This window comes from Pseudomonas sp. SDO55104_S430 (assembly GCF_054070595.1).
In genome coordinates this window covers 15,039-33,200 of record NZ_JBSVXG010000051.1, presented here as the reverse complement: position 1 = coordinate 33,200, position 18,162 = coordinate 15,039, and the positions used below count along the sequence as shown (strand labels likewise).

At 59.9% G+C, this 18,162-nt stretch carries 16 protein-coding genes; 7 read left to right on the top strand and 9 right to left on the bottom strand.

Going from position 1 to position 18,162, the window contains the following annotated elements; genetic code table 11:
• Window positions 1–39 precede the first annotated feature (39 nt).
• Window positions 40–1,092 carry an aldo/keto reductase gene (locus ACW9JE_RS11970; protein ID WP_457432870.1) on the bottom strand — a complete coding sequence of 351 codons (1,053 nt, stop codon included), beginning with the start codon at window positions 1,090–1,092 and terminating at the stop codon, window positions 40–42.
• Between the two features lie 125 nt (window positions 1,093–1,217).
• On the opposite strand from ACW9JE_RS11970, the gene zapE reads away from it, so the two are divergent.
• From zapE to ACW9JE_RS11955, 3 genes are all read left to right on the top strand, one after another.
• Window positions 1,218–2,336 (top strand): cell division protein ZapE, encoded by a 1,119-nt coding sequence (gene zapE, locus ACW9JE_RS11965; RefSeq protein ID WP_457432869.1) that lies wholly within the window; start codon window positions 1,218–1,220, stop codon window positions 2,334–2,336.
• A 26-nt stretch (window positions 2,337–2,362) separates the two neighbouring features.
• A complete protein-coding gene (locus tag ACW9JE_RS11960; RefSeq protein ID WP_457432868.1) occupies window positions 2,363–2,944 on the top strand; it encodes a DinB family protein in 582 nt (193 codons plus the stop codon).
• A 345-nt stretch (window positions 2,945–3,289) separates the two neighbouring features.
• Entirely contained in the window at window positions 3,290–3,781 is a 492-nt protein-coding gene (locus tag ACW9JE_RS11955) for a GNAT family N-acetyltransferase (protein WP_224537377.1), read from the top strand.
• An 80-nt stretch (window positions 3,782–3,861) separates the two neighbouring features.
• On the opposite strand, the gene ACW9JE_RS11950 is transcribed toward ACW9JE_RS11955, so the two are convergent.
• From ACW9JE_RS11950 to ACW9JE_RS11935, 4 genes are all read right to left on the bottom strand, one after another.
• Window positions 3,862–4,077: a hypothetical protein gene (locus tag ACW9JE_RS11950; RefSeq protein WP_224537375.1), complete on the bottom strand. Its 216-nt coding sequence runs from the start codon at window positions 4,075–4,077 to the stop codon at window positions 3,862–3,864.
• Window positions 4,078–4,199: 122 nt separating this feature from the next.
• The gene (locus ACW9JE_RS11945; RefSeq protein WP_457432867.1) at window positions 4,200–6,440 is read right to left on the bottom strand and encodes a TonB-dependent siderophore receptor; all 2,241 of its coding nucleotides are present in this window, start codon (window positions 6,438–6,440) and stop codon (window positions 4,200–4,202) included.
• A 217-nt stretch (window positions 6,441–6,657) separates the two neighbouring features.
• Window positions 6,658–8,403: a phosphoethanolamine transferase CptA gene (locus ACW9JE_RS11940; RefSeq protein ID WP_457432866.1), complete on the bottom strand. Its 1,746-nt coding sequence runs from the start codon at window positions 8,401–8,403 to the stop codon at window positions 6,658–6,660.
• A 211-nt stretch (window positions 8,404–8,614) separates the two neighbouring features.
• The gene (locus ACW9JE_RS11935; protein WP_224537370.1) at window positions 8,615–8,791 is read right to left on the bottom strand and encodes a DUF6026 family protein; all 177 of its coding nucleotides are present in this window, start codon (window positions 8,789–8,791) and stop codon (window positions 8,615–8,617) included.
• Window positions 8,792–9,039: 248 nt separating this feature from the next.
• Here ACW9JE_RS11935 and gnd point away from each other — a divergent pair, with 248 nt between their 5' ends.
• On the top strand, window positions 9,040–10,044 hold the full coding sequence (gnd, locus tag ACW9JE_RS11930) for a phosphogluconate dehydrogenase (NAD(+)-dependent, decarboxylating) (RefSeq protein ID WP_457432873.1): 1,005 nt from the start codon (window positions 9,040–9,042) through the stop codon (window positions 10,042–10,044).
• The gene (gene zwf / locus ACW9JE_RS11925; RefSeq protein ID WP_224537367.1) at window positions 10,041–11,564 is read left to right on the top strand and encodes a glucose-6-phosphate dehydrogenase; all 1,524 of its coding nucleotides are present in this window, start codon (window positions 10,041–10,043) and stop codon (window positions 11,562–11,564) included. The genes gnd and zwf overlap by 4 nt, the downstream gene beginning before the upstream one ends.
• Window positions 11,565–11,580: 16 nt before the next feature.
• Here zwf and ACW9JE_RS11920 read toward each other — a convergent pair whose 3' ends face one another.
• Together ACW9JE_RS11920 and ACW9JE_RS11915 are read right to left on the bottom strand one after the other, a co-directional pair.
• Window positions 11,581–11,940 (bottom strand): MmcQ/YjbR family DNA-binding protein, encoded by a 360-nt coding sequence (locus tag ACW9JE_RS11920; protein WP_224537365.1) that lies wholly within the window; start codon window positions 11,938–11,940, stop codon window positions 11,581–11,583.
• Window positions 11,937–12,845, bottom strand: coding sequence for a LysR substrate-binding domain-containing protein (locus tag ACW9JE_RS11915; protein ID WP_224537363.1), 909 nt, complete (start codon window positions 12,843–12,845; stop codon window positions 11,937–11,939). The genes ACW9JE_RS11920 and ACW9JE_RS11915 overlap by 4 nt, the downstream gene beginning before the upstream one ends.
• Window positions 12,846–12,973: 128 nt before the next feature.
• Between ACW9JE_RS11915 and ACW9JE_RS11910 the strand changes: the two genes are divergently transcribed.
• Complete coding sequence (locus tag ACW9JE_RS11910) at window positions 12,974–13,585, top strand: FMN-dependent NADH-azoreductase (RefSeq protein WP_457432865.1); 612 nt, start codon at window positions 12,974–12,976, stop codon at window positions 13,583–13,585.
• A 178-nt stretch (window positions 13,586–13,763) separates the two neighbouring features.
• Complete coding sequence (locus ACW9JE_RS11905) at window positions 13,764–14,801, top strand: alpha/beta hydrolase family protein (protein WP_457432864.1); 1,038 nt, start codon at window positions 13,764–13,766, stop codon at window positions 14,799–14,801.
• Window positions 14,802–14,941: 140 nt separating this feature from the next.
• On the opposite strand, the gene ACW9JE_RS11900 is transcribed toward ACW9JE_RS11905, so the two are convergent.
• Both ACW9JE_RS11900 and ACW9JE_RS11895 read right to left on the bottom strand, forming a co-directional pair.
• Window positions 14,942–16,129 (bottom strand): MFS transporter, encoded by a 1,188-nt coding sequence (locus tag ACW9JE_RS11900; RefSeq protein WP_224537357.1) that lies wholly within the window; start codon window positions 16,127–16,129, stop codon window positions 14,942–14,944.
• Window positions 16,130–16,360: 231 nt separating this feature from the next.
• Entirely contained in the window at window positions 16,361–17,947 is a 1,587-nt protein-coding gene (locus ACW9JE_RS11895; protein ID WP_224537356.1) for an ABC-F family ATPase, read from the bottom strand.
• Window positions 17,948–18,162 lie beyond the last annotated feature (215 nt).

Genomic DNA, 18,162 nt, shown 5'->3' with positions numbered 1-18,162 from the left:
ACTGACCCTGTAGGAGCGAGGCTTGCCCGCGAAGCATTTTCAGGCTACGGGGATGACCGGCAGATCCAGGGTGACACCACCACTGAACCGCACCGCCGACCCGGCGAGGGTTTCATGGGGCACGCCCTTGGCCACCTGGCTGACGCTGTCCAGGCGCGCCAGTTGATCGACACTCAGTTGTACATCCAACGCCCCCAACGTCGCATCCAGCTGTTCACGCGTGCGCGAGCCAAGAATCGGGATCAGCGCGGTCGGCGAGCGCTTGGCCTGTTCGCGCAGCCAGGCGATGGCCACGTGGGTCGGGCTGGCGGCCTGTTCTGCGGCAATCAAAAGCAGGGTGTCGAGCAGGGCAGTCTCCCGAGCGCTTTTTTCGGCATGGACCAGCATCCCCAGTTTGCTGGCACGGTTGTCGCCCTCGGCGTTGCGGTACTTGCCGGTGAGGAAGCCGCCACCCAGCGGCGACCACAGGGTCGCGGCCAGGCCCAGGGCTTCGGCCATCGGCAATTGCTCACGCTCGGCCGTACGTTCGGCCAGGCTGTACTCGACCTGGATCGCCGCAATCGGTGCAAAGCCGCGCACTTCAGCCAGCAGATCGGCACGGGCAATACGCCACGCCGGGAAGTTCGACAGCCCCGCGTAGTGGATCTTGCCGGCCCGGACCAGATCGTCGAAACCACGCAGGATTTCCTCCATCGGCGTCACGCCATCGCTCATGTGCGCATAGAACAGATCGATGTGATCGGTGTTCAGGCGCTTCAGGCTTTCTTCGACGGCGCGCACCATGTTCTTGCGGTTGTTGCCGGTGTGGGCAATGCCTGCGGCCGGCGTTGTGCCCAAGGTGTATTTGGTTGCGATGACCAGGCGATCCCGTTCGGCGGCGATGAATTCGCTGAGCATGGCTTCGGACTGTCCGCCCTGATATCCGTTGGCGGTGTCGATGAAGTTGCCGCCGGCTTCCAGGTAGCCATCGAAGATGCGCTTGGCTTCGTCACGCTCGGCGCCATGGCCCCAACCGGTGCCGAAATTGCCGGCGCCAAGAGCCAGTTCGGAAACCCGCAGGCCGGTTTTGCGGCCGAAAACTTTGTAGTGCATGGGATGACTCCTGAGGGAATGGCTTATAGATGTTTATTGACATGTAAAAATATGATGCTAATCATTTATAAGGTCAAGGCCCTCGGGTGTCATTCGGCGGATTCTTCAGGGCTATACTGCCGCCCATGAATGTCGACTCCCCCCTGAGTGCCTGGCAGCACGCCATCGAACAGAAGGGCTTCGTCCAGGACGAAGCCCAGGAACATGCTGTCTGGGCACTGCAAAAATGCCATGAAGCGCTGCATGAAGGCCGAAAGCCGATCACCGGCGTATATCTCTGGGGGCCGGTGGGGCGTGGCAAGACCTGGTTGATGGACCAGTTCTATCAAACCCTGCGCGTCCCGGCCCGACGCCAGCACTTTCACCATTTCATGGGCTGGGTGCATCAGCGCTCGTTCCAGCTCACCGGCACCGCCGATCCGCTCAAGGCCCTGGCCCGTGAGTTGAGCGCGGAAGTGCGTGTGCTGTGCTTCGACGAACTGTTCGTCAACGACATCGGCGACGCAATCATTCTCGGCCGGCTGTTCCAGGTGATGTTCGAGGAAGGCGTGGTCATGGTCTGCACCTCCAACCTGCCTCCGGATCAGTTGTACGCCGACGGTTTCAATCGTGATCGCTTCCTGCCGGCTATCGCTGCGATCAAGCAGCACATGCAGGTGGTTGCGGTGGATGGCGGCGAGGATCATCGCCTGCATCCGGGGCAGGGCCTGCAGCGCTACTGGGTGGCCGAGCCGGGGCAGGCGAGCGCTTTGGAAGACGTGTTCAGGCTGCTGACGGTAGGGCAAACGGTTTCCCGCGAGCCGGTGCAGGTCGGCTATCGCTCGCTGGAAGTGGTGCAGGCCAGTCAATCCGTGCTCTGGTGTCGATACGCCGATCTGTGTGAGCAGCCGTTTGCCGCAATGGATTTCATGTCGTTGTGCGATACCTACGGGGCGATTCTGCTGAGTGACGTGCCCAACCTGAGTGCACAAAAGCGCGAAGGGCGCATCGCCCGAGGCACCGAAGATGGCGCAGAACGCATCGAGGCCGGGGATCGCGAATTGCCGCAACTGTCGGTGCATGACGACGGTGTGCGGCGCTTCATCGCCCTGGTGGACGAGTGCTACGACCGCAAAGTGCCGCTGTATCTCGAGGCCAGCGTGCCGATGGATTCGCTCTATACCGAGGGCTATCTGGAGTTTCCGTTTCGCCGCACCCTCAGTCGCTTGCAGGAGATGCAACTGGAGCGTTTCGCGCAGGCGTGAGGTTCAGCCGTTCAGGAGGCATCAGCATGAGTCAACCGCTCTCCCACCATTTGCTGACCATGGCGTATCAGAATGCCTGGGCCAACCATCGACTGGCCAAGGCCTGGATTCAGCTGAATGCCGAGGAGCTCGCGGCACCTCGCGTAAGTTTCTTTCCCTCGATACGCGCGACCCTCAACCACATCCTGACCTGCGACTGGTTCTACGTGGATGCGCTGGAGCGCGAATTGCGCGGCGATGAGCCGCATACCGATTGTTTTGTGTTTTTCAAGGATGACGAGCCGTTCATCGAAGCCCTGGCGCTCAGGAACGAACAGGCCCAGGTCGACCGACGACTGATCGCCTATTGCGAGCAGATGCGCGATACCGATCTGGTCAAGGTGGTGACCATCGCCCGGGAGACACCGCAGTACGACAGCCGCCTGCGTCTGCTCTCACACCTGTTCGAGCATCAGATCCATCATCGGGGGCAGGTGCATGCAATGCTCAGCGGCACGTCGGTGAAACCGCCGCAGCTGGATGAGTTTTTCTGTCAGGGTGAGTCCGGGTTGCGGGCTGAGGATTTTGCGGAGTTGGGTTGGACTGAGGAGTTGATCTGGGGGCATTGAAAGATCGCAGCCTCGTTGCACTCGACAGCTCCTATAGTGATTCGGGATCGCCCGCAGATATTTGTGACCACCCCAAACCTGTGGGAGCGGGCTTGCTCGCGAAGAGGCCGGTACATTCAACATTGATGCTGGCTGAACGGACGCCTTCGCGGGCAAGCCACGCTCCCACAGGGATTGGGGCAAGTCTCGAATTCATGGTTCACCCATATCAAATGTGGGAGCGGGCTTGCCCGCGAAGAGGCCGGTTTATGCGGCACGAATGCCGACAGATACACGCGGTTTCGCTTTTCCCTCGCTCAGGATATCGTCCTACATTCCGGGACTACTTTTTAAACGAGGATGGAAATGGATTCCGCTGAAATACTTGTGTTGCAAGCCAGTTACACCAACCCGGTACATGCCGAGGCGCTTGCCCTGGTGCTCAATAGCTATGCCACTGACCCCATGGGCGGTGGACACGCATTGCCTGCCGATGTACTGGAACACTTGCCGGCCGAACTGGCCAAGCGCCCCCATGCCTTCAGCGTACTGGCCTTTGTCGGCGGCGAGCCGGCGGGGCTGGTCAACTGTTTTGAAGGCTTCTCCACCTTTGCCTGTCGGCCATTGGTCAATGTGCACGATGTGGCTGTGGTGCCTGAGTTTCGCGGGTTGGGCTTGAGTCAGCGGATGCTGCAAAAGGTCGAGGAAATCGCGAGGCAGCGAGGTTGCTGCAAGATCACCCTGGAAGTGCTGGAAGGCAACGCAGTGGCGCAGGCGTCCTACAGCAAGTTCGGTTTCGCCCCCGGCGAATTCGATCCGGCTCACGGGCGCATGATGTTCTGGATCAAACCGCTCTGATCCTGGCAAAAAAAGGGGCGTCCATCAGGACGCCCAACTGTTCTCCCTGACTGAAGAGCAAACAGTCAGAGGTGTAGCAATCACTTCGGTCTGTAGGACTCGGTCATCTGCGCGGTCTGATCGTCCGGAACCCGCAACTCCTTCGCCTGGCTCTGGGAAACGTTGCCCAGGGCCAGTTGCTGGTTGTAGTGCAGGGTTTCGTAGTAGTAGCGCATGCGCTCGGCGCCGCCTTCGGCAAAGGCGCTTGCCGAACCGAACAGAGAGAGAACGGCGAGGATCAGCGTGGTGCGTTTCATGGTGTGCCTCCCACTTGACAGTGTTGGATGCCATTCGTCCATGAACCAATGAATCAACATCGACGGCTCATTATCCGCCGATTCCGTCAAATGGGAATGACCTGCACTCACACTGATCGAGCTTAGAGTCTCCAGTCCAGACTCAGGGTCACGGTCCGTGGATCGCCCCAATACACACCGTTGTAGAAACCGACATTGTCGTAGTACTTCTTGTCGAACAGGTTATTGATGTTCAGCGACGCCGAGAGGTGCTGGTCGAACGCGTAGCGCGACATCAGGTTGACCACGGTGTAGGCGTCCTGGCGGATGTTCGTGCGCTCGGTGATGATGTTGCCATCGGTGCGACGACCGATCGGACGGTTGGCGCCGCGATAGATTTCGCTCTGCCAGTTCACCGCGGCACCCACGGTCAGTGCATGCCATTGCCCCGGCAGCTTGTAGGCCGTGGAAAACCGCAGCAGGTTCAATGGTTGGACCGTGTTGATACGCTTGTCCTCGCCATCGACCGAATGGGTGTAGGTGTAGCCGGCCGTCATGTTCCAGTCTGTCATCACTTCGCCTGACAACTCGGCTTCGAAGCCTTGCACCTTGTTGCCCTTGCCGCTGGACTTGAAGAACTCTTCGCCGGTAACCGGATCCGGCGGCACCGAGTCGTCCAGCTCCGCGACGTTGTCCTGCCGGCTCCAGAACAGCGCGGTGGCCAGGTTCAGGCGCTCTTCCAGCAGACTGCCTTTTAGCCCCAATTCGTAATTGCTGCCGACCACCGGTTCCAGGTACTTGCGACTGCTGTCGCGTTGAGTCTGTGGCTTGAAGATATCGGTGTAGCTGACGTAGACGGTGTACTGCGGGGTGAGGTCGTAGAGCAGGCCGGCGTAGGGCGTCCACATGTCGTTGTGTTGCTGGCTGCTGTGATCGACAGCGCTCAATTGCAGATTGTCGTCATAGCTGTTGCTGGTGCTGGAAGCCTTCCAGCTGCCGTAGCGACTGCCGAGTACGGCATGCAGATCGTCAGTCAGGGTCAGGCGGGTGGCCAGGTATCCGGCCTTCTGGCGAGTGCTGTCTTTCGCGCCGGTGAGGCTGGTGACAGTGTCGGGGAACTTGCCGATGTCGCCCATGTATTTCCAGTCCGCGACGTTTTCATAATCCGCCGCCCTCGGACCGTCCACCGTGTACGGCGAATCCTCTCGCCGCTGCGCTTCACCGTAGCCCACCATCAACTCATGCTCGCGACCCAGCAGGGAATAGGGGCCGGACACATTGAAGTCGTAAGCCTTCATTTTCTGCGTGCCGATCATATGACTGACGTTGGCGATCATGCCGCTGCGATCGGCATTCGGGAAACCGCCACCGGCGTAATAGATCTTGCCGTCGGTGTCACTTTCGCGATGGGTGTACGCCGCCTTGAGTTGCCATCCGCCGCCCAGTTGGTGATCGAGGTTGGCGAACGCGGTTTTGTCTTTCAGCGGCCAGGAACTCCATGACGTCGCCATGTTGGTCGAGCGTCCGAGGTTGGCTTTGCTGCCGTCGGAATTCCAGTACGGCAGGGTGCCCCAGGACGTGCCCTGCACGTGTTTGTTCTGATAGTCGTAACCCACGGCAAGCACTGTGTCGTCGGTGATGTCGGCTTCGAGCACGCCGTAGCCCACTTCCCGTTGCTGCTGGTATTTGTCCCGATAGGAATCACTGTCGCGATAAGCCACCACGCCGCGTCCTCGCAGGCGCCCGTCGAAAGCGAGGGGCCCACCGACATCGAGGTAACTGTAATAGTCGTCATAGCTGCCGGCGCTGACACCGGTTTTGGCTTCCCATTGTGAGGTTGGACGCTTGCGCACCATGTTGATGGTGGCCGATGGATCTCCGGCGCCGGTGGTCAACCCCGTCGCGCCGCGCACCACTTCGATGCGATCGTAGATGATGGTGTCGGAATCGGACTTCATATAGCTGAAGGTATTCAACATCCCGTCGATCTGGAAATTGCTGATCGTATAGCCGCGTGACGAATAGCTGACCCGGTCAGAGTCGTTGTGCTGAACCACTACGCCTGTGGTCTGGCTCATGGCTTCGGACAATGTATCGAGCTTGAAGTCGTCCATTTGCTGGCGTGTGATGACCGACACCGATTGCGGTGTTTCCTTGATCGAAAGGTTCAGGCGGGTGGCCGTGCTCATGGAACCTGTGGTGTAGGACTCGGTGTTTTCCGTGGTGCTGCCCAGATTCTGCGCGGTGACGTTGGTTGCACCCAGCATGAGTGTGGGCGTCGGAGGTGCTTGCTCAGGCTCGGTTTCAGCCAGCAGATCGGGGCTCATGGCGGTTGCGCAGAGGCCAAGGGTTAAGCTCATGGAACGGGTGATAGGCGCGAACATCGCAGCCGACTCCTTGTCGTCGTTGAAAAGTTTCCGTTTGTTCAAAGACGAAGGAGGGGGGAGAGATTTAGGTTCTAACGAGAATTATTGTCATTTTCAGAACAATCTGTAGGAGCGAGCATGCTCGCGATGGACTCCATGACACCGCTGGGTATCAGGACTCCAGCGTCATCGTTGACGACCATCGCGAGCATGCTCGCTCCTACAGGGTATGGGGTTAGTTCTGAACGACTTCCGTCTTTTCCGGGTGGGGTTTTGGCTTGATCAGGCTGAAGTCGATCAACGGCCGCTGCTGACGCTCGTACGGGTTGCCGATCATCAACGGGCGCGCCTTGAAGCTGTCGCTGACCACGCTCTTGCTGTGATCCAGTTCATCGAAACTCAACCCCGCCAGATCCGCCCAGGTGTGGATCAGGTGTGAGCTGCTGTATGGCCGCTCAACGTCACCGGCAAAGCTCCAGTCATGGGTTTCGCGCCATTTCGGCGAGGCCCAGGCCATGAACGGAATGGTGTACATCGGCGCGGTGGGTTTGCTTTCGTTGCGACCCAGGGTGCTGTGGCCGACCGAGTCGAATACGTCTTCACCGTGGTCGGACAGGTACAGCAGGAAGCCGTTCGGATCGGACTTGGCGTAATCCTTGATCAGGCTCGACACCACGAAGTCGTTGTACAGCACCGCGTTGTCGTAGCTGTTGTAGGTCGGCAACTGATCGTCACGCACACCGGCCGGAACGCCCTGGCGATCCTGGAACTTGTCGAAACTCGACGGATAGCGGTACTGGTAGCTCATGTGAGTGCCGAGCAGGTGCACCACGATCAGCTTGCGCGGAGCAGCGTCGGCAAGGGCCTTGTTGAACGGCTCGATCACGTCGCCATCGTACTGGGCGGCGTTCTGGTTGCGGTTGTTGTTCAGGTACACCTGCTCGTCGGCCTGCTGGGAGAAGGTCGTGAGCATGGTGTTGCGCTTGGTCATGGTCTGCTGGTTGGTGATCCAGAAGGTCTTGTAACCGGCCTGTTTCATCATGCTGACCAGCGAAGGCGTGGTCAGGTACAGCTCGGGATTTTCTTCGTCGGCGAAAGTCAGCACCTGTTGCAGCGCCTCGATGGTATAGGGGCGCGGGGTGATGACGTTGTTGAAGACCGTCAGCTGATCCTTGAGCTTGTCCAGTTCCGGAGTGGTTTGCCGCGGATAACCGTAGAGGCTCATGCGCTGACGGTTGGTGGATTCGCCGATCACCAGCACCAGGGTCGCCGGCTGGTTGGCCATGGCGTCCTTGAGGTTGTGCAGTGGCGGGATCTTGCTGGCGCTGTCGAGCATGTCCTGCATGCCGGCCAGGGTGTCCAGATAGCGGTGATAAGCCACGGCCATCTGCCACGGCACGGCGGGCTCGATGCGGGTTTCGAACTTCTCGAAGCCGGCGGCGAAACTGTCGGTGCGCAGGGTTTGCTTGATCAGCGGATAACCGACCACCGCCAGCACGATGGCAAAGGCTGCCACCAGGGCCTGGCCGCGAGGCAGGTACACCGGGCGCAGGCGGGTCCAGAGGAACCAGGCAAACAGGGTGTGGGCCAGGAACGCAGGCACCATCCACCAGGCAAAGTACTGAGTCATGTACTCGCCGGCTTCAGACACGTTCGACTCGAACATGATGAAGATGACGCTCTGGGAAAACTCCTGCTGATAGATGAAGAAGTAACCCAGGCTGGCCATGGAACAGGCCCAGAGCACCACACCGATGACGGCGGCCATCAGGCGGGTCTGCTTGGGGAACAGCAACATCGGCGCGAGCCAGATGGCGCTCATCACGAAGGCCTGACGGAAACCGGCGAAACCGGAAGTGCCCGTCAGTTGAATCAGCAGTTGCGTGATACCGGAGAAGTACCAGAAAAACAGGAACAGCCAGAGCAGGCCTTTCCAGTCGAATCCTTTCGCAGACGTGTCGCTGCGTTTAAACAATGCCATTTAACACTCCAGCCAAGACTCACTTCCACCGCCGGAGCACGCAAGGCGCCGGCGAACGGGGGCCGCACGGATACCGGGCGGACACGAAGCCATGCAGTATCAACAACTGAATGTGAAAACTTTGTCAGGAATCTGGAGTGGTGGGGGGCAAGCGTGTCGGAAGCAGGGCAATGCTGCTTCCGATTCAGGAGGATTCGATCAGAGGGGACGATCAGGCGTGGGGAGCACGTTGGGTCACGGGTAAGGGCTGTTGGCCCTGGATCATCAGGCGCAGCTGCGCGAGTTCCTGCTTCAACTGGTCGCGCTCGTCTTTCAACTGGCGCAATTCTTCGCGACGGATAGTGACATAAAGGGTTTGTGCTGGCAGTGCGGTATGTACTGTGCCCATTGCTCACCTCGCAAATGGCGTGTTTCAACTGTAGGTCCGGCCCGATATCGGTGCCTGATCTACTATCGGCGCCAATTCTGGTTTCTTTTGCCCGTGAAGGGAACTTTTTTATTTTTCACTGTCGCTGTGTCTTCGGCACGATTGCCGACGTTATCTGTCTGAATCGGGCACAATGCCCGGAAACTTCGCGCCAACGCTCTGGACTAACCTCAAGAGCCGCGTTGGGCTATAACCAATGACACACTTTTATTTGTAGTAGGGAGCATCAGCACATGCAACTCGGGATTATTGGACTGGGCCGCATGGGCGGCAATATCGCGCGGCGCCTGATGCTCAACGGCCATACCACCGTTGTGTACGACCGCAATACCGATTTTGTCGACGCCTTGAGCAAGGAAGGCGCCACCGGCGTCGCCGACCTGCCAGCTTTGGTCGCCGGCCTGGCCAAACCACGAGCGGTATGGGTCATGCTGCCGGCAGGCGCACCGACCCAGGACACCATCGACACCCTGAGCACCTTGCTCGAAGCCGGCGATACCATCATCGACGGCGGCAACACCTTCTATAAGGACGACATCCGCCGGGCCAAGACCCTGTCGGAAAAAGGCCTGCATTACATCGACGTCGGCACCTCCGGCGGCGTCTGGGGCCTGGAGCGCGGCTACTGCATGATGATCGGCGGTGATGACGCCACCGTTCGCCGTCTCGACCCGTTGTTCGCAACCCTGGCGCCGGGCATGGGCGAGATCCCCCGCACCAAGGACCGCAAGTCCGATGACGACCGTGCCGAGCGCGGCTACATCCACGCAGGTCCCGCCGGCGCCGGGCACTTCGTCAAGATGATCCACAACGGCATCGAGTACGGGATGATGCAGGCCTTCGCCGAGGGCTTCGACATCCTCAAGACCAAATCCAGCACCAATCTGCCGGAAGACCAGCGTTTCGACCTGAACGTTGGCGATATCGCCGAAGTCTGGCGCCGTGGCAGCGTGGTCTCCTCGTGGCTGCTGGACCTGACCGCCGATGCCCTGGCCAGCGACCCGAAACTCGACGGTTTCTCCGGTTCCGTGGCGGACAGTGGTGAAGGTCAATGGACCATCGAAGCGGCGATGGAGCAGGCGGTGCCGGTACCGGTGCTGTCCAACTCGCTCTTTGCCCGTTATCGCTCCCGCGGTCAGGGCACCTTTGGCGACAAGATTCTTTCGGCCCAGCGCTTCGGCTTCGGCGGCCATGTGGAGACTCCGAAAAAATGACCCATGCGATCCGCAGGAAATCCAAGGCTGACCCCGCGCCACCGACCACGCTGTTTCTGTTCGGCGCCCATGGTGATCTGGTCAAGCGTCTGCTGATGCCGGCGCTGTACAACCTCAAGCGCGACGGGTTGCTCGGGGATGGACTGCGGATCGTCGGCGTTGACCACAACGCCATCAGCGATGAAGGCTTCGCGAAAAAACTCGAGGACTTCATTCGCAACGAGGTGGCCAGCAAGGTCGGTAAGGGTGACCAGTCACTCGATCCGGAGTTGTGGGGCCAGCTCGCCAGGAACATCAGCTACGTCCAGGGCGACTTCCTGGACGACAGCACTTATCAGGCGCTGGCGGCGAAAATCGCCGACAGCGGCACGGGAAACGCGGTGTTCTACCTGGCCACCGCGCCACGCTTTTTCAGTGAAGTGGTGCGCCGTCTCGGCGCATCCGGGCTGCTCGAGGAAACGCCCGAGGCTTTCAGAAGGGTGGTGATCGAAAAGCCGTTCGGCTCTGATCTGCCGACGGCGGAAGCCCTGAACGCCTGCCTGCTCAAGGTCATGACCGAGAAGCAGATCTATCGCATCGACCACTATCTGGGCAAGGAGACGGTGCAGAACATTCTGGTCAGCCGCTTCTCCAACAGCCTGTTCGAGGCGTTCTGGAACAACCATTACATCGACCACGTGCAGATCACCGCGGCGGAAACCGTCGGTGTGGAAACCCGTGGCAGTTTTTATGAAGTCACCGGCGCCTTGCGGGACATGGTGCCCAATCACCTGTTCCAGCTGCTGGCGATGGTGGCCATGGAGCCACCGGCGGCGTTTGGCGCCGATGCGGTGCGTGGCGAGAAGGCCAAGGTGGTTGGCGCGATCCGTCCCTGGTCGGTGGAAGAGGCCAGGGCCAACTCCGTGCGTGGTCAGTACACCGCCGGCGAAATCGATGGCAAATCCCTGCCGGGTTATCGTCAGGAGGAGCGGGTGTCACCTGACAGCAACACCGAAACCTACGTGGCCCTCAAGGTCATGATCGACAACTGGCGCTGGGTCGGCGTGCCGTTCTATCTGCGTACCGGCAAGCGCATGAGTGTGCGTGATACCGAGATCGTGATCTGTTTCAAACCGGCGCCTTATGCGCAGTTTCGTGATACCGAAGTCGATGAATTGGCGCCTACCTATCTGCGGATTCAGATCCAGCCCAATGAAGGCATGTGGTTCGATCTGCTGGCCAAGCGGCCGGGGCAGACCTTGAAGATGGACAACATCGAGCTGGGCTTTGCCTACAAAGACTTCTTTGAAATGCAGCCATCCACTGGGTACGAGACGCTGATCTACGACTGTCTCACGGGGGATCAGACGTTGTTCCAACGGGCCGACAATATTGAAAACGGCTGGCGTGCGGTGCAGCCGTTTCTTGATGCCTGGCAGCAGGATGACACGGTGCAGGGGTATGCGGTGGGAGAGGATGGGCCTGAGACTGCCGAGGAGTTGCTGACGCGTGATGGGCGTGTTTGGCATGGACTCGGATAAGCGACAGGCTGCAGGCCTAAAGCAGCAATCCGACCTGCGTCCGCTTGGGCAATCTGCTGACTACCAATTGATGCGAGCGCTGCAATAACCCGCGCAATTCCTCGGCACCCAGCGGATAGGGCGTTTGCATGATAATCCACTGGGCCCGTGCCAGATACGGCGCTGGATGGATGCCCGGCCGGTCGCAATGCCCCAGGAACAGGTCCTTGTCGACCTTGAAGGCCAACGATTCACCCCGCAGGTTCTGCAAGGCGAACATTTTGTTTCCGGCAATCGAGAACACCCGCACGCCGCCCCATTTGTAGTCTTCCCGTGCTCCCGGCAGGGCGAGGCAGAATTGGGCGACGTCTTCTTCGCTCATGCGTTCGGGTTTCATATCAGGCGGTCCCCGCAGGCATTGAAGGTTTCGATCAGGTGGTCGAGCCAGGCCCGTACGGCGGGCATCACGCCGCGTCGGTGCGGGTAAACCGCTTGTAGCCAGCCACCGGGGAGGGACCATTCGGGCAGCAATTGAACCAGCGAGCCATCGGCCAGTTCCTGTTCGCAGTACATCATCGGCAGCGTGGTGAACCCCTGGCCGGCAAGGGCGCAGGTTTTACGCACGATGAAATCGTCGATGCCCAATCGGGCCTCAAGGGCCAGGTCGTAGTGTTTACGCTGCTGGTCCACCAGGCGAATGTGCACCAGCCGATCCGGTTCCAGGGCGCCCAGAACCGGGAGATTTTTCAAGTCGTCCGGATGGTTGATGACTTGTCCGTGAAGAAACGACGGGCTGGCCACCATGAGCATCTGCGCCTGGCGCAGGCGGCGGGTGACCAGCAAGGGGTCTTCATCGCCGGGCTCGCGTACGCGCAGGGCGACGTCGACGCCTTCGGTGACCAGATCGACGCGGCGGTTGACCAGCATCACTTCCAGTTGCACTTGCGGGAATTTCTCCAGGAACCGGCTGATCACGCCGGGCAGCATTTCATGAGCCAGGCCGACGGGGGAGGAGACCCGCAGGCGGCCACGGGGCTCGCTGGACATGCTGGCCACGGCTTCGTCGGCCATTTCCGCTTCCAGCAGCATCGCCTGACAGTGGCGCAAGTAGCGCTCGCCCACGGCGGTCAGCTTGAGCTGGCGGGTGGTGCGTTGCAGCAAGCGCGCGCCCAGGCGCTCTTCCAGTTCGGCAATGCGCCGCGATAACCGCGATTTAGGAATCCCCAGCAAACGCCCAGCCGCCGCGAAGCCGCCGGCTTCGACCACCTTCGCAAAATAGTAGAGATCGTTAAGATCCTGCATCGTCAACACCAGATCGTTCTATCAATGGGACAAACTATCGCATTGTCGCAGTCTAATCAGTTATTGGTTTGCTCTGTAGGATTGTTTCCATCAGATCGCCAGCGGCGATCCTCACCTGGAGATCCCACATGAAACTGCTGCATATCGATTCGAGCATTCTTGGCGACAACTCGGCTTCCCGTCAGTTGAGCGGTGAAGTGGTCAAAGCCTGGCAAGCCGCCGAACCAAGCGCCGTGGTGACTTACCGCGACCTGGCCGCCGATGCCATCAGCCACTTCTCCTCGACCACTCTGGTCGCTGCCGGCACCACCGCTGAACTGCGCAACGCCGCACAACAGCACGAAGCCGAGCTGAGCGCCCAAACCCTGGCTGAGTTCATCGCTGCCGATGCCGTGGTGATTGCAGCACCGATGTACAACTTCACCATCCCGACTCAATTGAAAGCCTGGATCGACCGCATCGCCGTTGCCGGTCAGACCTTCCGCTACACCGAAGCCGGCCCTGAAGGCCTGTGCGGTGGCAAGAAGCTGGTGATCGTTTCGACTTCCGGCGGCATTCACGCCGGCCAGGCGAGCGGTGTTGCCCACGAGGAGTACCTGAAAGTGATGTTCGGCTTCCTGGGTATCACCGACATCGAGTTCGTCCGCGCTGAAGGCCTGGCCTACGGTGATGAAGTTCGCAACAACGCAATGAGCGCCGCTCACACGCAAATCAGCGAGCAACTGTTCGCCGCCGCGTAAGGCTTGCGTAAAGCCGTGAAACGGCACAGGCAAACCACCAAAAAACTCTGTATTCTGATCACGCAAGTGCCAGATACAGAGTTTTTTGTTTCTAGCCATTACACATTTGCTGAAACAGTGGCCCGGGTTATGCAGTCGAGGGGATACGTCTTCGATCCGGTAACAGGTGAGGCATCCCATGATGCGTCTTTGTGCGACTTTACTGATTTGCCTGTTCAGCAGCCTGAATTCAGTGCACGCCGCCCCTGCGCCCCATCCTCATTGGAGCGTCGGCTATCACGAGCTGAGCTTTCTCGACCCGCTCGATCTGCAGCCGATGCGCGCCATCGCGTTCTATCCTTCCAGCGAAAAAGAGCACACCAGCAAGCTCGAGGGCTACAACGTCGAGGCCGGTGAAGACACCAAGGTGGCCATGGGCCGCTTCCCCATGCTGATGCTGTCCCACGGCAATACCGGAACCCCATTGGCCCTGCATGACTTGGCGACGTCTTTGGCGCGCAAAGGCTTCGTCGTGGTGGCGGTGATTCATCCGGGGGACAACTCCAAGGACCACAGCCGCCTGGGCACCTTGAGCAATCTTTACGGCCGGCCGATCCAGATTTCCGAAGCCATCACCGCGACTCTGGGCGACCGTATGCTCGCGCCATTCGTCAATGCCGAGCAGGTTGGGGTCATCGGTTACTCGGCCGGGGGCGAGACGGCGTTGATACTCTCCGGCGCCACGCCGGACCTGGACCGCCTGCGTCGTTACTGTCAGGAGCGTCCGGACGACCGCGATGCCTGCAATACCCAGGGTGAACTGATCGTCGACCGTGACGACCTGCAGCCGGTGGCCGACCCGCGGGTCCATGCGCTGTTGCTGATGGCACCGCTGAGCTTGAAGTTCGGTCGCCATACCCTGGCCGACGTGCATGTGCCGGTGCTGCTGTACAGCGGCGATGGCGACAAACTGGTGGCCTTGGACAGAAACGCCGCGGCGCTGGCGCGCAAGCTGCCGGTGGCACCGGACTTCAAGTTGCTGGCCGGGGCAGGGCATTTCGTATTCATGGCACCGTGTAACGATGAGCAGATTGTGATCATGCCAGCGCTATGCACTGATGCCGATGGGGTCGACCGCGAGGACATTCACCGTAACCTGATTACCGAAGCCGGGCGCTTCTTCTCGCGTACTCTGGGCAGATCAACCCGGGCTGGAATGCAAACTGCAGATCAATAAGCTGCCTGCTTGAAACGCAATCAACTGTGGGAGCGAGCCTGCTCGCGATAGATATCCAAGGCCCCGCGTTCAGTCAGTCCGCACGCGTTTTCGTTGGCGATTATCGCGAGCAGGCTCGCTCCCACAGGGCTATATGAGGTTCAGACGCTGGCCCGATGCTTGAGCAGCAACGTCAACCCAAGCGCCCCGATCGACAACAACGCCGCAATAAAGAAAATCCACGAATACCCCAGATTCAGCGCCACCGCCCCCATCAACGGCCCGGCAATCGCCAGCGCCAGATCGAAAAACACCGCATAGGCACTCAAACCCGCGCCACGGCTGGAGTTGGGCACCTGCTTGATTGCCTCCACGCCAAGCGCCGGATACACCAGCGACAGACCAAATCCGGTGAGCCCTGCGCCAATCAAGGCGTAGCCTGTCGAGGGCGCGAGCCAGAGCAGTGCCAGACCCAGAGTCTCGATGGTCATACAGGCGATAGCCGAGCTGAACCCGCCGAAACGACTGATGCTGGAGATAAACAGCAACCGCGCCAGAATGAAGCACACGCCGAAAACCGTCAGGCAGTAGGCAGCGCCGGTCCAGCCGCGATTGAGGTAATACAGGGTGATAAAGGTGGTCAGGGTTCCGTAGCCGATTGAGGCCAGGCTCAGGCTGGCACCAAACGGCGCAATACGCCCGAACACCGCCCAGAACGGCAGGCGTTCACCGCGCACCACCGGCACCGAGGGCTTGTTGCGAATCAGCAGCAAGGCCATTGCGGCCAGCAGCGACAGCGCAACGCCCAGGCTGGCGAACCCCAGCTGCGCCACCATCACCACTCCAAGTGGCGCACCAATGGCAATTGCGCCATAGGAAGCGATGCCGTTCCAGGAAATCGACCGCGCCGTGTGCTCGGCCCCCACCTGGCCCATGCACCAACTGATGGTGCCAACGCCGATCAGGCCCTGGGCGATCCCCAACAGCACGCGCCCCGCGATCAATATCAGCAGGCTGAGCAACGGCAGACTCTGCAACAGCGTCGACAACAACGTCAGCACGCCACTGAGGACGATGCCCGACAAGCCGTAGATGATCGCGCGCTTGGTGCCCACGGTGTCGGACATGCGCCCGGCCATGGGCCGGCTGAGCAGGGTGGCCAGGTATTGCGAACCGATGGTGAACCCGGCGATGACCGCGCTGAACCCGAGTTGCTCGTGCACATAGCCGGGCAATACCGCGATCGGCAGGCCGATGCAGAGGAAGGCGATGAAGGTGTAGAAGACGATGGAGACGATCTGCAGGGTGATCGCCATGGAGCTTTGCGGTGGGTGTTGCTGCGCAGACATGAGGACTCGTTCGCGGGCGGCGGTGGTAGAGCTGCATGATGGCGCGGGGGAGGAAGAAATGAAAGCAGGCTAACGATATTTCCTGCGATTCAAAGCGTTGCTGCGACCAACTGTGGGAGCGAGCCTGCTCGCGATAAACGTCCTGATTACGCATTTACCCAGGAGGTGCGCGTTATCGTTGTCGTCCATCGCGAGCAGGCTCGCTCCCACAGAGGTTGGCTTGAGGTGTATTTAGAACACTACACCCTGGCTACGCAGGTAATCATCGTAAGTGCCGCTGAAGTCAGTCACCCCATTCGGGCTCAGCTCGATGATGCGGGTGGCCAGGGACGATACGAACTCGCGGTCGTGGCTGACGAAGATCAGCGTGCCCGGGTAGTTCTCCAGCGCCAGGTTCAGCGCTTCGATCGATTCCATGTCCAGGTGGTTGGTCGGTTCGTCCATCACCAGGACGTTCGGTTTTTGCAGGATCAGCTTGCCGAACAGCATGCGGCCTTGCTCACCACCGGAAATCACCTTGACCGACTTGAGGATCTCGTCGTTGGAGAACAGCATCCGGCCCAAGGTGCCGCGAATCATCTGCTCGCCCTGGGTCCACTGGCCCATCCAGTCGAACAGGGTGACGTCGTCTTCGAAGTCGTGAGCGTGGTCCTGGGCGTAGTAGCCCAGCTCTGCGCTTTCGGTCCACTTCACCGAGCCGGCATCCGGGGTCAGCTCACCCATCAGGGTGCGCAGCAGGGTGGTCTTGCCGATGCCGTTCGGGCCGATGATCGCCACGCGCTCCCCGGCTTCGACGGTGAAGCTGAAGTTCTTGAACAGGGTCTTGCCTTCGAAGCCCTTGGACATTTTCTCCAGGGTCACGGCCTGACGGTGCAGCTTCTTGGTCTGTTCGAAACGGATGAACGGGCTGACACGGCTCGATGGCTTGACCTCGGCCAGCTGGATCTTGTCGATCTGCTTGGCGCGGGAAGTGGCCTGCTTGGCTTTCGAGGCGTTGGCCGAGAAGCGGCTGACGAAGGTCTGAAGCTCCGCGATCTGGGCTTTCTTCTTGGCGTTGTCCGACAGCAGTTGCTCGCGGGACTGGGTCGCCGCGGTCATGTACTCATCGTAGTTGCCCGGGAACAGGCGCAGCTCACCGTAGTCCAGGTCGGCCATGTGAGTGCAGACGCTGTTGAGGAAGTGACGGTCGTGGGAAATGATAATCATGGTGCTGTTACGCGCCGTGAGAATGGTTTCCAGCCAGCGAATGGTGTTGATGTCCAGGTGGTTAGTCGGTTCGTCGAGCAACAGCACTTCAGGATTGGAGAACAGCGCCTGGGCCAGCAGGACCCGCAGTTTCCAGCCCGGCGCGACTTCAGTCATCGGACCGAAGTGCTGTTCCAGCGGAATACCCAGGCCCAGCAGCAGTTCACCGGCACGGGATTCGGCGGTGTAGCCATCCATTTCGGCGAATTCGGTTTCCAGTTCCGCCACGGCCATGCCGTCTTCTTCGCTCATTTCCGGCAGCGAGTAGATGCGGTCGCGCTCGGCCTTGACCTTCCACAGTTCCTCGTGACCCATGATCACGGTGTCGATGACGGTAAATTCTTCGTAGGCGAACTGGTCCTGGCGCAATTTACCCAGACGCACGTTCGGCTCGAGCATGACCTGGCCGCCGGATGGCTCGAGGTCGCCGCCGAGGATTTTCATGAAGGTCGACTTGCCGCAACCATTGGCGCCGATCAGACCGTAACGGTTGCCGTTGTTGAACTTGACCGAAACGTTTTCGAACAGCGGCTTGGCGCCGAACTGCATGGTGATGTTAGCTGTAGAGATCAAAGGTTTTTCCTGCGAAGCATTCAGAGTAGCCAGGGTGCGGAGTACCGCGCTTGGCCCGAGTCGAAGTGCGCTGAAGCCGGGACATTTCCCGTCAGCAACCAAGGAGGGCGCAAAGTTTGGCGGCGATTGTACTGGTCTGGCACTTTAAACGATAGGGCAATGAGGTCGCCGCGACGCCAAGCGGTACTGACGTACAGATTTTGGTTGTTATAGGT

Excerpts from the sequence above, each read along its gene's own strand:
- ACW9JE_RS11970 (WP_457432870.1), bottom strand. The coding sequence starts at position 1,092 with ATGCACTACAAAGTTTTCGGCCGCAAAACCGGCCTGCGGGTTTCCGAA.
- zapE (WP_457432869.1), top strand. The coding sequence starts at position 1,218 with ATGAATGTCGACTCCCCCCTGAGTGCCTGGCAGCACGCCATCGAACAG.
- ACW9JE_RS11960 (WP_457432868.1), top strand. The coding sequence starts at position 2,363 with ATGAGTCAACCGCTCTCCCACCATTTGCTGACCATGGCGTATCAGAAT.
- ACW9JE_RS11955 (WP_224537377.1), top strand. The coding sequence starts at position 3,290 with ATGGATTCCGCTGAAATACTTGTGTTGCAAGCCAGTTACACCAACCCG.
- ACW9JE_RS11950 (WP_224537375.1), bottom strand. The coding sequence starts at position 4,077 with ATGAAACGCACCACGCTGATCCTCGCCGTTCTCTCTCTGTTCGGTTCG.
- ACW9JE_RS11945 (WP_457432867.1), bottom strand. The coding sequence starts at position 6,440 with ATGTTCGCGCCTATCACCCGTTCCATGAGCTTAACCCTTGGCCTCTGC.
- ACW9JE_RS11940 (WP_457432866.1), bottom strand. The coding sequence starts at position 8,403 with ATGGCATTGTTTAAACGCAGCGACACGTCTGCGAAAGGATTCGACTGG.
- ACW9JE_RS11935 (WP_224537370.1), bottom strand. The coding sequence starts at position 8,791 with ATGGGCACAGTACATACCGCACTGCCAGCACAAACCCTTTATGTCACT.
- zwf (WP_224537367.1), top strand. The coding sequence starts at position 10,041 with ATGACCCATGCGATCCGCAGGAAATCCAAGGCTGACCCCGCGCCACCG.
- ACW9JE_RS11920 (WP_224537365.1), bottom strand. The coding sequence starts at position 11,940 with ATGAAACCCGAACGCATGAGCGAAGAAGACGTCGCCCAATTCTGCCTC.
- ACW9JE_RS11915 (WP_224537363.1), bottom strand. The coding sequence starts at position 12,845 with ATGCAGGATCTTAACGATCTCTACTATTTTGCGAAGGTGGTCGAAGCC.
- ACW9JE_RS11910 (WP_457432865.1), top strand. The coding sequence starts at position 12,974 with ATGAAACTGCTGCATATCGATTCGAGCATTCTTGGCGACAACTCGGCT.
- ACW9JE_RS11905 (WP_457432864.1), top strand. The coding sequence starts at position 13,764 with ATGATGCGTCTTTGTGCGACTTTACTGATTTGCCTGTTCAGCAGCCTG.
- ACW9JE_RS11900 (WP_224537357.1), bottom strand. The coding sequence starts at position 16,129 with ATGTCTGCGCAGCAACACCCACCGCAAAGCTCCATGGCGATCACCCTG.